The following is a 12,716-nucleotide window of genomic DNA, read 5'->3' on the forward strand; positions in this document are numbered from 1 at the left end:
GCGGCTAGCCCAGTGTGGTCTTCACCACGTCGGCGAGGTGCTCGGCGACCGACTGCGCCTGGTCCTGCGAGGCCGCCTCGACCATGACGCGGACCATCGGCTCGGTGCCGCTCGGGCGGATCAGGACGCGGCCCGTCTCACCGAGGCCGCTCTCCGCGGCGGCGACGGCCTCGGCCAGTTCCGGGGACGTCTTCGCGCGGGTCTTGTCGACGTCCCTGACGTTGATGAGCACCTGCGGCAGCCGGGTCATCACCTTGGTCAGCTCGTCCAGGGGGCGGCCCCGGCGGACCATCGCGGCCAGCAGGTGCAGGCCCGTCAGGACGCCGTCGCCGGTCGTCGCGTGGTCGAGCATGATGACGTGGCCGGACTGCTCGCCGCCGAACCCGAAGCCGCCCTCCTTCATCGCCTCCAGGACGTACCGGTCGCCGACCGCGGTCTCCACCACGGTGATCCCGGCCTCCCGCATGGCGAGCTTGAAGCCGAGGTTCGACATCACGGTCGCGACGACGGTGTCGGACGGCAGCGCGCCCGTCTCCAGCAGGTCGAGCGCGAGGACGGCCATGATCTGGTCGCCGTCCACGACCTCACCGGACGCGGTCACGGCCAGGCAGCGGTCGGCGTCGCCGTCGTTCGCGATGCCCGCGTCGGCGCCGTGCTCCCGGACGGCTTTGCGCAGCGCGTCGAGGTGGGTGGAGCCGCAGCCCGAGTTGATGTTCAGGCCGTCCGGCGCCGTCCCGATCGTGAGGACCTCGGCGCCCGCGCGGCGCAGCGCCTCGGGGGCCACGTCGCTGGACGCGCCGTTCGCGCAGTCGACCACGACGCGCAGGCCGTCCAGGGACACCTTGACGGTCGAGACCAGGTGCGCGACGTACTGCTCGACGGCGCCGTGCGCCTCCCGGACGCGGCCGACGCCGGCGCCGGTCGGCGGTTCCCACGTCTCGCCGAGCCGCGCCTCGATCCGGTCCTCGAGCTCGTCCGGCAGCTTGTAGCCGCTACGGTCGAAGAACTTGATGCCGTTGTCGGGGGCCGGGTTGTGCGACGCCGACAGCATCACGCCGAGGTCGGCGTCCAGCGTGTGCGTGAGGTACGCGACCGCCGGGGTCGGCAGGACGCCGAGGCGCAGCACGTCCACCCCGGAGCTGGCGAGGCCCGCCACGACGGCCGCCTCCAGGAACTCACCGGAGGCCCGCGGATCGCGTCCGACCACGGCGAGCGGCCGGTGGCCCTTGAAGGTGCCCTGCTCGCCCAGCACCCGCGCCGCCGCGACGGACAGGTCCATGGCGAGCGGGGCGGTCAGGTCGCGGTTGGCGAGCCCGCGCACGCCGTCGGTCCCGAACAGACGAGCCACAGTTCAACTCCCGATGAGACTGGGTGACACCGGAAAGCGGACGAGCCGCCGCACCCGGTGCTCCGGCCACGCGGAACTGCCGCGTGGCGGGCACGGGGTGCGACGGCTCGTACCGTCGATCAACGCTTGCTGTACTGCGGAGCCTTGCGGGCCTTCTTGAGACCGGCCTTCTTGCGCTCCGGCACCCGCGCGTCGCGGGTGAGGAAGCCGGCCTTCTTCAGCGCCGGGCGGTGCTCGATGTTGGCGAACTGCAGCGCGCGGGAGATGCCGAGGCGCAGCGCACCGGCCTGGCCGGTGGTGCCGCCGCCGCCCACGCGCGCGAGCACGTCGAACTGGCCCTCCAGGCCCAGCAGCACGAACGGCTCGTTCACGATCTGCTGGTGCACCTTGTTCGGGAAGTACTGGTCCAGGGTGCGGCCGTTGATCTTCCACTGGCCGCTGCCGGGGACGATGCGGACCCGCGCGATGGCCTGCTTGCGGCGGCCGGTGCCCGCGGCCGGGCCGGTCGCGACCGGCTGGCCGAGGTAGCTCTCGCCGGCGGCCTCGGGGGTCTCGGTGCTGTACTCGGACGGAGCGTCCTCGTACGAGTCGAGTTCGGCGCCCTGCTCGGCGCCGGTGGTGTCGTCCACGGTTCTCCTCGGGTCTTCTGGCCAGGGCGGCTGGCCCGTCCAACGGGTGCCCCGGCGGCCTCGTGTCTCTTCGTCGCGCCCGCGGGCGCGAGCGTCACTTCGCGGTCTGGCTGATCTGGGTGATCTCGAACGGGACCGGCTTCTGCGCCTGGTGCGGGTGGTCCGGCCCGGCGTAGACCTTCACCTTGCCGAACATCTTCCGGCCGAGGGAGTTCTTGGGCAGCATGCCCTTGATCGCCTTCTCGACCGCCCGCTCGGGGTGCTTGGCCAGCAGCTCGGTGTAGGTCACCGAGCGCAGACCGCCCGGGTACCCCGAGTGCCGGTACGCCTTCTTGCGCTCCGCCTTGTTGCCCGACAGCGACACCTTGCCGGCGTTCACGATGACGACGAAGTCACCGGTGTCGAGGTGCGGAGCGTAGATCGGCTTGTGCTTACCCCGAAGCAGCTGCGCGACCTGACTGGCGAGACGGCCCAGCACGACATCGGTCGCGTCGATGACGTACCACTGACGCTGGACGTCAGCGGGCTTAGGGGTGTACGTGCGCACGGTCGTCAGCCTTCGTTTCTCGTCGACTTTCAGCGGTTTCGATCCTCCGCTCCCCCTCGCGGGCGAGCGCCACGTGTCAGCGGAATCCTGCTCGCGCCGATCAGAGGATCATCCGACCCGGCGCTCCGGGAGGCCGGGGGCCCGCATCCGCGGCAGTTGACGCGAACGTTTCTGGGACGCACCGGCTCGCTGCGGCGTCGCCCCCGCCCACCGGGCAGGCTTCACGCACACAACAAACAAGCAGAATACTCGGCCCCTTAGTCGGCGGTCAAAACGAACCGCCATGACCGCGGGTGGCCGCGCCTCCATCATACGGAGCATCCACCGAAAACCCCAGCCGGAGGGGACGGACAGCACCTCGCCGACCGCGCAGCGTAGTGATACCGATCTTTCTTGAGAGATTTTCGTAACTCGGGGTGCATATGGGGATAAGGTGCCGGGCGACCGAGTCCACGCCGGCTCGCGCCGGCCCGCACCCGGGAGCCCCCGCTGTCCACTCCCCGCAGACCCGGCGGTCCCGCCGGAGGCCACCAGCCCAGGCACGACGGCCGGCGCGGCGCCCCGCCCCGCGCCGACGTCCCCTCTCCCCGTGACGAGCCCTCTCCCCGTGACGAGCTCGTCGCCGGCGGTCCGCGGCGCGGCACGTCCCACCCGGGCCCGCCGCCCGGTGGACGCCGGCCGAACGGCGGCGCTCCCGGAGACCGCGGCCCCCAAGGCAGGGGACGCAGGAGGTCCCGGGCGAAGAGCACGACCAGGCTCGTGGCGGTCGTCACCGCGTCCGGCCTCGCCATCGGCGTCGGCGTCGCGATCGACCGGCTCGTCCTGCCCGAACTGCGGTCGGACAGGACCTCGGCGTCCGAGCCGGACGCGGGCCCGTCCACCCTGGACCTGCCGGGCCCGCAGAGCGACACGCCGACCACCGCCGGCCCCGGGACCCCCGGGGGCGGCCGGACGGGCGCGCCCGGGGCCTCGGCCGCGCCCACGACGCAAGAGCCGACGCCGCCGCTGAAGCCGATCCACCCGAGCAGGACCGCGTCGGCCGAGCCGTCCAAGTCCACGAAGGCCGCCGACCCGGACGCGCCGCCCTCGTCCGGCGGCGGTTCGCCGGGCGGATCCGGCGGATCGTCCAGCGCCGAGGCCGCCGTCGTGTCGCTGACGAACACCGAGCGCGTCAAGGCGGGCTGCAGTCCGCTGCGCACCGACCAGCGGCTCGTCGTCGCGGCCCGCAAGCACTCCGCGGACATGGCGGCCAACAACTACTTCGACCACACGTCCCGCAACGGCGACAGCCCCTGGAAGCGGATGGAGGACGCCGGCTACACCAGCCCCGGTGCCGAGAACATCGCCAAGGGCTACCCGACCGCCTCGGCCGTCGTGAAGGGCTGGATGAACAGCCCCGGCCACCGGGCCAACATCCTGAACTGCGGCCTGCGCGCCATCGGCGTCGGGAGGGCGTCGGGAGCGGGCGGTCCGCTCTGGACGCAGGACTTCGGCTGGAAGTGACCGGCACCCGGTCCCGAACGAGGGACGGTATGGTCCAACCCATGGGTTATCCGGGCGATCAAGGCAAACCCGGCGACTGGCCCCTCAGGCAGCCGCCGCACACGCCGTACGGACCCGGAGCCGAAGCGCCGCCGTACGGCCACGACAACGACGAGTCCCCCTTCGCACCACGCGACCGGGAGAACGACGGCCCCTCGCCGTGGAGCGACCAGCCCGCGGGATGGGACGACCAGCCGACCGCGGCCTGGGACGACGAGCCCGTCGCGGGCGGCACGTTCGGCGCGGACGCCTTCGGCTCCCCCGAGGGCGCGCCCCCCGGGCCGTCCGGCCGGTCGGCGCCGCCCGAGCGGCGGCGGAACCTGCCGCTGATCATCGGCGGCTCGGCGGTCGCCGGGATCCTGCTCATCGGCGGCGGCGTCGGGCTGTCGTCGATGCTGAAGGACGACCCCGAGCCGAAGGCCGAGCCGACGCAGGCCGCGTCCACACCGGCGCAGCCGACGCCGAGCCCGACCGAGCCCGTCCTCGCGCCGGTGAAGCTCCAGAGCCGCAGCACCGACCCCAAGCCGCTGACCCTCAAGGAGGTCTTCGGCAAGGCGACGTTCAAGGCGGGCGGCTACAAGTACGTGCGGACGGCGGTGAACGCGAAGAAGGGCTGTTCCGGCGTCGTCGGCGGCGCCGCCCTGGAGAAGGCCCTCAAGAAGGGCCGCTGCACGCAGGCGCTGCGGGGCACCTACGCGCTCTCCACCGGTTCGCTCATCGGTACCGTCGGCGTGTTCAACCTCGAGAACGAGGCCGCCGCCAAGGCGGCCGTGAAGGCCGCCGCAGGCAAGAACGCCTTCCTGCAGGCACTGCCGGGCACGGGCGTGTCCAAGACCAACGGTAAGGGCGAGGCGTTCGGCACCTCGCAGGCACGCGGCCACTACGTCATCATGACATGGGTGCAACGCCCGGACGGCAAGAAGGTCGCGAGCAAGTACCATGCGGCCGTCCGAGTCTTCGGCGCGCAGATGATCAAGGGCAGCAACCTCGCCCTGGCCCTGCACTACAGGGAAACCGAAGGCAAGCCCCTCCAAAAGTGACCCCTCCGAATACCCTCACTGCTTATGTCTGGACCTGAAGACACCCGGGAGACCGCCGAGGCGGCGGGGCCGTCCGGCGTCCCCGCGGACGCGGCGCCCCCGAGCTTCGGCGGTGCGGCTCCCCCGGCCGGCGCGCCGCCCGCTGAAGCGGACGCGGACGCGCCGCCCCCCGCCGCCGACCCGGCCGGCGAGGCGGGCGGTGAACCGGCCGGCGAGGCGGAGTCCGCCGCCGAGGCCGCCTCCTTCCGGCTGCCCGCGTTCGGCCTGGAGGCTCCCTGGTGGGCCGCCGAGTCCTCGGACACGGCCCCGCCCGCCGGAGCCCCCGCTCCGGCCGCCGCGGCGGCCGAACCCAAGGCCGCGGCAGGCGCCGCCGGCCCGGACACCGCCGTCGAAGAGGCCCCCGCCAAGGAGGCCCCGGCCGCCCGGCCGCCCGGAAGGGTCGTCGCGGGCGCCGGAATCCCGTCCGTCGACTCCCGCGGGGCCGTGCCCGCCGAGCCGATCGTCAAGCCCCCCGTCTCGGGCGCCGACACCGACCCCGACGGCTTCCAGGCCGTCCGCCCGGAAGGCGGCGCCCCGGGCTCCGAAACCCCAGAGGACGACACCACCGTGGACAACTCCGCCGTGAACGAGACCGCGGGGAACGGTCCCGCGCCGGTCACCGCCTTCGAGAAGGCGAAGGAGGCAGAGAGCGCGGCCGCCCAGACGGCCGTGCTGGTGCCCGACGCGATCCTGCCGCGCGGCGTGGTGCCGCCCACCGGCAGCGGACCGTTCCCGAACACCGAGGCGGCGGAGGATACGGCCCCCGGCGCGCCGGCGACCGACGCGTCCTCCCCCGTGATCACGCCGGTGTACCACACCGAGGGCGGCGTCCCGCTCGACAGCCCGCCGCCGCCCGGCCGGCCCCCGGAGGGCGCGCCCGGCGGACGCGGCGGCGGTAACCGGCACCGGACGGTGCTGATCGGCGGCGGCGCGGCGCTCGTCCTCGCGACGTCCGTCGCCCTGTTCGCGGTCGGCGGGACGGGGTCGGGCAGCGACGGCGAGAACCGCAAGCCGGCGAAACCGTCCGCGGCGCCCACTCAGGCGCCCACGCCGACGCCGTCCGCTCCCGCGACGAAGGCGCCCCCGCCCGGCCCCGTGAACATCGCCAACGAGAAGACCGACCCCAAGGACCTCACGTTCCGCGACGTGTTCCCCGAGCAGACGCTCAAGCTCGGCGGCCGGACCTACCTGCGCGACCGCTGGTCGCTCAACCGCGACGTCCGGTACGCGGCCCGGGGCGCGATGCTCGGCACCCTGATGCGGGAACAGTGCCGCAAGATCATCCGAGCCACGTACATCGACCAGAAGAACGGGCTCGCCGTCACCTCCGGCATCGCGGTGATGCCGACCAAGGCCGCCGCGATCACGGTGAGCAAGGCCGGCGACCCCGTCAAGTACGAGTGGTTCCGCGGCATGGCGGGCAAGCACTCCCCGGACATCGACCGCGCCGGCGGCTACGCGGCGGCCACCGTCCGCGGCCGGTACGTCGCCTACGCCTACGTGCAGTGGGCCGACGGCAAGAAGGCCAAGCCGGGCGACCCGCTGATCAAGCAGGCCGCCCAGCGTTTCATCGACTACGACCTCCGCCCGATCCTGGCCCGCACCCACGACTGACCCGAAGACGTCGGCCGCGGACCCCGGGCGGGGTTCCGCGGCCGCGTCATCGCCGGGGCGTTCCCCGCTAGGACGATGCGGGCTGCTGGTCGGCGGCGGCCGCGGCGGCGTTCAGCGTCCGGACCCGCCGCGTCTCCTGGGCGCGCTTCGCCAGGCTGTCGTCGTCCGGATAACGGATCTCCTCCAGCGACAGGCCGTGCGCGGGCGCCACGTTCACTCCCGAGTCGCGGACGCGGGCGGCGAGCACCTCGGCGGGCCACTCCACCTCGCGCCGCCCGTCCCCCACCATGAGCAGCGCGCCGACGAGCGCGCGGACCATCGAATGGCAGAACGCGTCGGCCTGCACGGTCGCGAGCGCCAGGTGCGGGTCGCGGTCGTCACGCGCCCACTCGTAGCGCAGCAACTCGCGGATCGTCGTCGCGCCCTCCCGCTTGCGGCAGTACGCGGCGAAGTCGTTCTCGCCGACCAGCAGGCGCGCGGCGTCGTTCATCCGGTCCAGGTTCAGCGGGCGCGGATGCCACAGCACGTCGTGGCGGCGCAGCGGCTCCACCCCGACGGGGTTGTCGCACACCCGGTACACGTAGCGGCGCGACAGCGCGGAGAACCGCGCGTCGAACCCCTCGGGCGCGATCGACACGCGCCACACCCGCACGTCCGGCGGCAGCAGCCCGGCGAGCCGGCGCGGCATCGTCCCGTTGATCGCCGAGTACGCCGCGACCGGCACCACCAGGTGCGCGACCTGGCCGCGCGCGTGGACGCCCGCGTCGGTGCGGCCGGCGACGGTGAGCATCGGCGGCGGGTCGAGGCGCAGCATCCGCGCCAGCGCGTCCTCGATGACTCCCTGGACGGTCCGCTGGTTCGGCTGCCTCGCCCAGCCTGCGAAGTCCGACCCGTCGTAGCCGATGTCGAGCCGGAGTCGTACCAAGGCGGTCATGTCAGCCGATTGATCCTTCTGCAACGTGGCTGTTCCGTTCCCCTGCGCGTGCACGCCGCCGCTCCCCTGACCTGACCATAAGTCCAGTCTGGCAAAGATCAAGGCCCACCGCCCGTTACGGACGGTGGGCCCTGACGAATGTCGAGCAAACGCTCGGCCAGTTCGCGCGGCGGTTTACTGGTCCTTGACGTCTTCCGCCTTGGCGTCCGCCGTCTCGTCCGCGGCCGTGGCCTCGGGCTCGTCGGTGTCGGCCTTGCTGAGGGTGACCTCGCCCTCGGCGGGGAGCTCCTCCTCGCTCGGCTTCGGCGCGGCCTTGCCGGCGGCGGCCGGCATCGGCTCCCGCACCAGCTCGATCACGGCCATGGGGGCGTTGTCGCCCTTGCGCGGCCCGATCTTGGTGATGCGGGTGTAGCCGCCCGGACGGTTCTCGAAGCTCGGCGCGATCTCGGTGAAGAGCTCGTGCAGCACGCTCTTGTCGCGGATCGTCCTGGCCACCAGGCGACGGTTGTGCAGGTCGCCCTTCTTCGCCTTGGTGATCAGCTTCTCCGCCAGCGGACGCATCCGCCGGGCCTTGGCCTCGGTGGTGGTGATGCGGCCGTGCTCGAACAGCGCGGTGGCGAGGTTCGCCAGGATGAGGCGCTGGTGCGCGGCGCTGCCGCCGAGGCGGGCGCCCTTGGTGGGCTGAGGCATGGCGTTGTCCTTCCTGCACCGGCCGTACGAGGTACCGGTGTCAGCTGGTTCCGGTGCGGCCGGGGAACGCGCCCCCGGCCGCCCGGAATCGGGTTTCTAGTACTGCTCGGTCTCGGCGTAGCTCTGGTCGTCGTCGCCGTAGTTGTCCGCCGCCGCGCTCGGGTCGAACCCGGGCGGGGAGTCCTTCAGCGACAGGCCCATGTCGTTGAGCTTCTGCTTGACCTCTTCGATCGACTTGGCGCCGAAGTTGCGGATGTCGAGCAGGTCCTGCTCGGAGCGGGCGACGAGCTCGCCCACCGAGTGGATGCCCTCGCGCTTCAGGCAGTTGTAGGAGCGGACCGTGAGGTTCAGCTCCTCGATCGGCAGGGCCAGGTCCGCGGCGAGCGCGGCGTCCGTCGGGGACGGGCCCATGTCGATGCCCTCGGCCTCGACGTTGAGCTCCCGGGCCAGGCCGAACAGCTCGACGAGGGTCTTGCCCGCGGACGCGACCGCGTCGCGCGGCAGCATCGCCTGCTTGGTCTCCACGTCCAGGATGAGGCGGTCGAAGTCGGTGCGCTGCTCGACTCGGGTCGCCTCGACCTTGTAGGTGACCTTCAGCACGGGCGAGTAGATGGAGTCGATCGGGATCCGGCCGATCTCCTGGCCCGGCTGCTTGTTCTGCGCGGCGGAGACGTAGCCGCGGCCGCGCTCGACCGTCAGCTCCATCTCCAGCTTGGCCTTGTTGTTCAGCGTGGCGATGTGCAGGTCCGGGTTGTGGACCTCGACGCCCGCCGGCGGCGCGATGTCGGCCGCGGTCACCTCGCCCGGGCCCTGCTTGCGCAGGTACATGACCACGGGCTCGTCGTGCTCGGAGGAGACGACGAGCTCCTTGAGGTTCAGGATGATGTCGGTGACGTCCTCCTTGACCCCGGGCACGGTGGAGAACTCGTGCAGGACGCCCTCGATCCGGATGCTGGTGACGGCCGCACCGGGAATCGAGGAGAGCAGGGTACGACGCAGCGAGTTGCCGATCGTGTAGCCGAAGCCCGGCTCCAGCGGCTCGATGGTGAACCGCGACCGGTACTCGTCGACCTGCTCTTCGGAGAGAGTGGGACGCTGAGCGATGAGCATGGTGGTGCCTTCTTTCCGCGGTGCCCGCTATTTGACGACCGCGTTCCGTAGTGTTCCCCGATCCGCCGGGGTCTCGCGCGGAGACCCCGGCGGACGTAGAGCCCTACCCGTTTCCTACTTGGAGTAGAGCTCGACGATCAGCTGCTCCTGGACGGGAGCTTCGATCTGCTGCCGGACGGGCAGCGAGTGCACGAGGATCCGCATCTTCTCGCCGTCCACGCCGAGCCACGCCGGGACGGGACGCTCGCCGATCTCGGCCTTGGCGACCTGGAACGGCGTCGTCTCCAGCGACTTGGCCTTGACGTCGATGATGTCGGCCTCGCTCACCAGCGCCGACGGGATGTTGACCTTCTTCCCGTTGACCCGGATGTGACCGTGCCGGATGAGCTGACGGGCCATGTCGCGGGACTTGGCGAAGCCGCCGCGGTAGACCACGTTGTCGAGCCGGCGCTCCAGGAGGGCGAGCAGGTTGTCGCCCGTCTTGCCCTGCTGGCGGTTCGCCTCGACGTAGTAGTTGTGGAACTGCCGCTCCAGGACGCCGTAGATGCGCCGCGCCTTCTGCTTCTCGCGAAGCTGCAGCAGGTACTCGGTCTCCTTGGGCCGACCGCGGCCGTGCTCACCCGGCGGGTAAGGACGGATCTCGATCGGGCACTTCGGGCCCATGCACTTGCTGCCCTTGAGGAACAGCTTCATCTTCTCGCGGCGGCAGAGCTTGCAGTCCGCACCGGTGTAACGAGCCATTGTCTGTGTTCTCCCCTGCCTCAGACGCGCCGGCGCTTCGGCGGGCGGCAGCCGTTGTGCGGAACGGGCGTGACGTCCTGGATCGAGCCCACCTCGAGGCCGGTCGCCTGCAGCGACCGGATGGCGGTCTCGCGGCCCGAGCCCGGGCCCTTCACGAAGACGTCGACCTTGCGCATGCCGTGCTCCATCGCGCGCCGGGCGGCGGCCTCGGCGGCCTGCTGCGCGGCGAACGGGGTGGACTTGCGCGAGCCCTTGAAGCCGACGTGGCCCGAGGACGCCCAGGAGATCACGTTGCCGTTGGGGTCGGTGATCGAAACGATCGTGTTGTTGAACGTGCTCTTGATGTGGGCGTGCCCGTGAGCGACGTTCTTCTTTTCCTTGCGGCGCACCTTCTTGGCGCCGACACGGCTCTTAGGAGGCATGTGCTCTCTCTACTCTTGAGGTCATCGATCCGGAGGACCGACTCCGGACTACTTCTTGCCGGCCTTCTTCTTGCCGGCCACGGTCTTCTTCTTGCCCTTGCGGGTGCGCGCGTTGGTCTGCGTGCGCTGCCCGTGCACCGGAAGCCCGCGGCGGTGCCGGATGCCCTGGTAGCACCCGATCTCGATCTTGCGGCGGATGTCCGCCTGGACCTCGCGGCGGAGGTCGCCCTCGATCTTGTAGTTCGCCTCGATCCAGTCACGGAGCTTGATCAGCTCGTCGTCGCCGAGCTGGTGCACCCGCAGATCGCCGCTGACGCCGGTGCCCGCGAGGGTCTCCAGCGCCCGTGTCCGGCCGATCCCGAAGATGTAGGTGAGAGCGACCTCCAGGCGCTTTTCGCGCGGGAGGTCGACGCCGAGGAGGCGTGCCATCGTGGGCAGTTCCCTTCATAGTGCGGAGGTATGGACGCATCGCGTCCGCACACACCCTGCCCGGGTGGCGGCCCCGGCCTCCGACGATCCGAGGGTGGTCCTCACACGCCGCTGCCGCACGTCCCGATCATGGAACGTACGGCCACGTGCGCGAAGGCTGCGATGCGCTTGCTTGTGTTGTGGGCGTCAGCCCTGACGCTGCTTGTGGCGCGGGTCTGAGCAGATGACCATGACCCGGCCGTGCCGGCGGATGACGCGGCACTTGTTGCAGATCTTCTTGACGCTCGGCTTGACCTTCACTGGGTCTCCTGGAGATGAGGGTCACCCCCGCGCAGCCACGCACGGGGAAGGCAACCCCAGTGGGACGGATTTACTTGTAGCGGTAGACGATCCGACCGCGCGTGAGGTCGTAGGGGCTCAGCTCCACAACGACGCGGTCGTCCGGCAGGATCCGGATGTAGTGCATCCGCATCTTGCCGCTGATGTGGGCGAGCACCTTGTGCCCGTTCTCGAGCTCCACCCGGAACATGGCGTTCGGGAGCGACTCGATGACGGTGCCCTCGATCTCGATGGCCCCTTCTTTCTTGGGCATGTCCTCCGCGCTTCACTGGTCGGCTCATTGGACGCGGCCCGGCACTCCGTAGAGAATCGACCGCAACCCACCACGACGCCAGAGCGTCGGAAACGGGGAATCAGGCGGTCGGCGACGGGCCGACAAAGGAGTCTACGTCAACCGGACGCGCAATGCGAAATCGACGCACGCCACGGCTCCGGAGACTGCTCCCGAGTCAAGCATACAACGCCCGCGCGTTGTACCTTTCCAGGAGAGAGACGTCAGAGGAGGATCAGCATGCCGAGCTATGACTTCGCGCTGATCCTCAGCCGTCCCCTCTTCGAGGACGAACTGGATCCGCTGTTCGACCGCACGCACGGCGCGATCACAGTGTCGATCATCAGCGAGCCCGAGCACGCCGAGCGCCCCGGCAACGCCTCCTGCTCCTGGCCGGGCGCCACCCTCGCCGCGGCGATCATGGAAGTGCTCGAGCACGTCGAGGAGAGCGCCCCCGGCCTGCACGTCCTGCAGGTCGAGGCCGACCCCCTGCTGACGATCCGCGACATCGCCGAGCGCGTCGGCCGCTCGCTCGACTCCGTCCGGCACGCCATCACCGGCGCCCGCGGCGCCACCGGCTTCCCCTCCTCGGAGATGTCGAGCGCCGGTCACCGGCTCTGGCGCTGGTCGAAGGTGGCCGCCTGGTACGGCCTGGACGACCCGCAGCTCGTCGAGGCCAAGCCCACCGTCCAGGCGATCAACGGCTGGCTCGCCCTCCGCGACGTCGTCCCCGACGTCGCCCCGCCCGCCGAAGAGGTCACCTCGGCCCTGTCCCTGGTCATCCCCCACGTCGCTTGAAGGACGCGCCTACCAGAGGGAACGGCGGCACCGCTGAGGCCGGGGCTCGACGCTGGCGAACCAGAGCGGAGGGGATGACCCGCCCGTCCGGTAGACGATGCACCCCCTGCCCGCCGACCGGGTCGCCGCGCACCGGGTAGAAGAGCAGAGCCGGGCGCGGGGGGGTGTTCGCAATGTCGTTCTCGGCGGGCGGAGTCGACAGTGCGGGCGGGTGGGCGCGAAG

15 protein-coding genes are annotated in these 12,716 nt (G+C 71.4%); 4 read left to right on the plus strand and 11 right to left on the minus strand.

The genetic code is table 11. The features are described from left to right. Positions 1-4: 4 nt before the first annotated feature. From glmM to rplM, 3 genes are all read right to left on the minus strand, one after another. Entirely contained in the window at positions 5-1,348 is a 1,344-nt protein-coding gene (glmM, locus tag SM418_RS22905) for a phosphoglucosamine mutase (RefSeq protein ID WP_371942940.1), read from the minus strand. 119 nt (positions 1,349-1,467) lie between these two features. Further along, positions 1,468-1,977, minus strand: coding sequence for a 30S ribosomal protein S9 (rpsI, locus tag SM418_RS22910; RefSeq protein WP_371942941.1), 510 nt, complete (start codon positions 1,975-1,977; stop codon positions 1,468-1,470). A 94-nt stretch (positions 1,978-2,071) separates the two neighbouring features. Next, complete coding sequence (gene rplM, locus SM418_RS22915; protein WP_371942942.1) at positions 2,072-2,524, minus strand: 50S ribosomal protein L13; 453 nt, start codon at positions 2,522-2,524, stop codon at positions 2,072-2,074. Positions 2,525-3,283: 759 nt separating this feature from the next. On the opposite strand from rplM, the gene SM418_RS22920 reads away from it, so the two are divergent. The 3 genes from SM418_RS22920 to SM418_RS22930 are packed head-to-tail and all read left to right on the plus strand — an operon-like array spanning position 3,284 to position 6,759. Continuing rightward, positions 3,284-4,027: a CAP domain-containing protein gene (locus SM418_RS22920; protein ID WP_371942943.1), complete on the plus strand. Its 744-nt coding sequence runs from the start codon at positions 3,284-3,286 to the stop codon at positions 4,025-4,027. A gap of 41 nt (positions 4,028-4,068) precedes the next feature. Next, entirely contained in the window at positions 4,069-5,106 is a 1,038-nt protein-coding gene (locus SM418_RS22925; protein WP_371942944.1) for a hypothetical protein, read from the plus strand. 24 nt (positions 5,107-5,130) lie between these two features. After that, positions 5,131-6,759 (plus strand): hypothetical protein, encoded by a 1,629-nt coding sequence (locus tag SM418_RS22930; RefSeq protein ID WP_371942945.1) that lies wholly within the window; start codon positions 5,131-5,133, stop codon positions 6,757-6,759. Between the two features lie 67 nt (positions 6,760-6,826). Here SM418_RS22930 and truA read toward each other — a convergent pair whose 3' ends face one another. The 8 genes from truA to infA form a co-directional block, all read right to left on the minus strand. Continuing rightward, the gene (gene truA, locus SM418_RS22935) at positions 6,827-7,693 is read right to left on the minus strand and encodes a tRNA pseudouridine(38-40) synthase TruA (protein WP_371942946.1); all 867 of its coding nucleotides are present in this window, start codon (positions 7,691-7,693) and stop codon (positions 6,827-6,829) included. A gap of 174 nt (positions 7,694-7,867) precedes the next feature. Next, the gene (gene rplQ / locus SM418_RS22940; RefSeq protein WP_371942947.1) at positions 7,868-8,383 is read right to left on the minus strand and encodes a 50S ribosomal protein L17; all 516 of its coding nucleotides are present in this window, start codon (positions 8,381-8,383) and stop codon (positions 7,868-7,870) included. Between the two features lie 96 nt (positions 8,384-8,479). Further along, on the minus strand, positions 8,480-9,493 hold the full coding sequence (locus SM418_RS22945) for a DNA-directed RNA polymerase subunit alpha (RefSeq protein ID WP_371942948.1): 1,014 nt from the start codon (positions 9,491-9,493) through the stop codon (positions 8,480-8,482). A 114-nt stretch (positions 9,494-9,607) separates the two neighbouring features. After that, positions 9,608-10,234, minus strand: a complete 627-nt coding sequence (rpsD, locus tag SM418_RS22950; protein ID WP_371942949.1) for a 30S ribosomal protein S4 — start codon at positions 10,232-10,234, stop codon at positions 9,608-9,610. A gap of 20 nt (positions 10,235-10,254) precedes the next feature. Continuing rightward, the gene (rpsK, locus tag SM418_RS22955) at positions 10,255-10,656 is read right to left on the minus strand and encodes a 30S ribosomal protein S11 (protein WP_021596710.1); all 402 of its coding nucleotides are present in this window, start codon (positions 10,654-10,656) and stop codon (positions 10,255-10,257) included. A 48-nt stretch (positions 10,657-10,704) separates the two neighbouring features. Beyond that, on the minus strand, positions 10,705-11,085 hold the full coding sequence (gene rpsM, locus SM418_RS22960; protein WP_138636292.1) for a 30S ribosomal protein S13: 381 nt from the start codon (positions 11,083-11,085) through the stop codon (positions 10,705-10,707). Positions 11,086-11,271: 186 nt separating this feature from the next. Continuing rightward, positions 11,272-11,385 carry a 50S ribosomal protein L36 gene (gene rpmJ, locus SM418_RS22965; protein WP_021596712.1) on the minus strand — a complete coding sequence of 38 codons (114 nt, stop codon included), beginning with the start codon at positions 11,383-11,385 and terminating at the stop codon, positions 11,272-11,274. A gap of 70 nt (positions 11,386-11,455) precedes the next feature. After that, positions 11,456-11,677 (minus strand): translation initiation factor IF-1, encoded by a 222-nt coding sequence (infA, locus tag SM418_RS22970; protein ID WP_067629441.1) that lies wholly within the window; start codon positions 11,675-11,677, stop codon positions 11,456-11,458. A gap of 258 nt (positions 11,678-11,935) precedes the next feature. Between infA and SM418_RS22975 the strand changes: the two genes are divergently transcribed. Continuing rightward, entirely contained in the window at positions 11,936-12,493 is a 558-nt protein-coding gene (locus SM418_RS22975) for a hypothetical protein (RefSeq protein ID WP_371942950.1), read from the plus strand. The last annotated feature ends 223 nt before the right edge of the window (positions 12,494-12,716 follow it).

Origin of the sequence: Actinomadura chokoriensis, assembly GCF_041463665.1 — a bacterium.
GTDB lineage: Bacteria > Actinomycetota > Actinomycetes > Streptosporangiales > Streptosporangiaceae > Spirillospora > Spirillospora chokoriensis_A.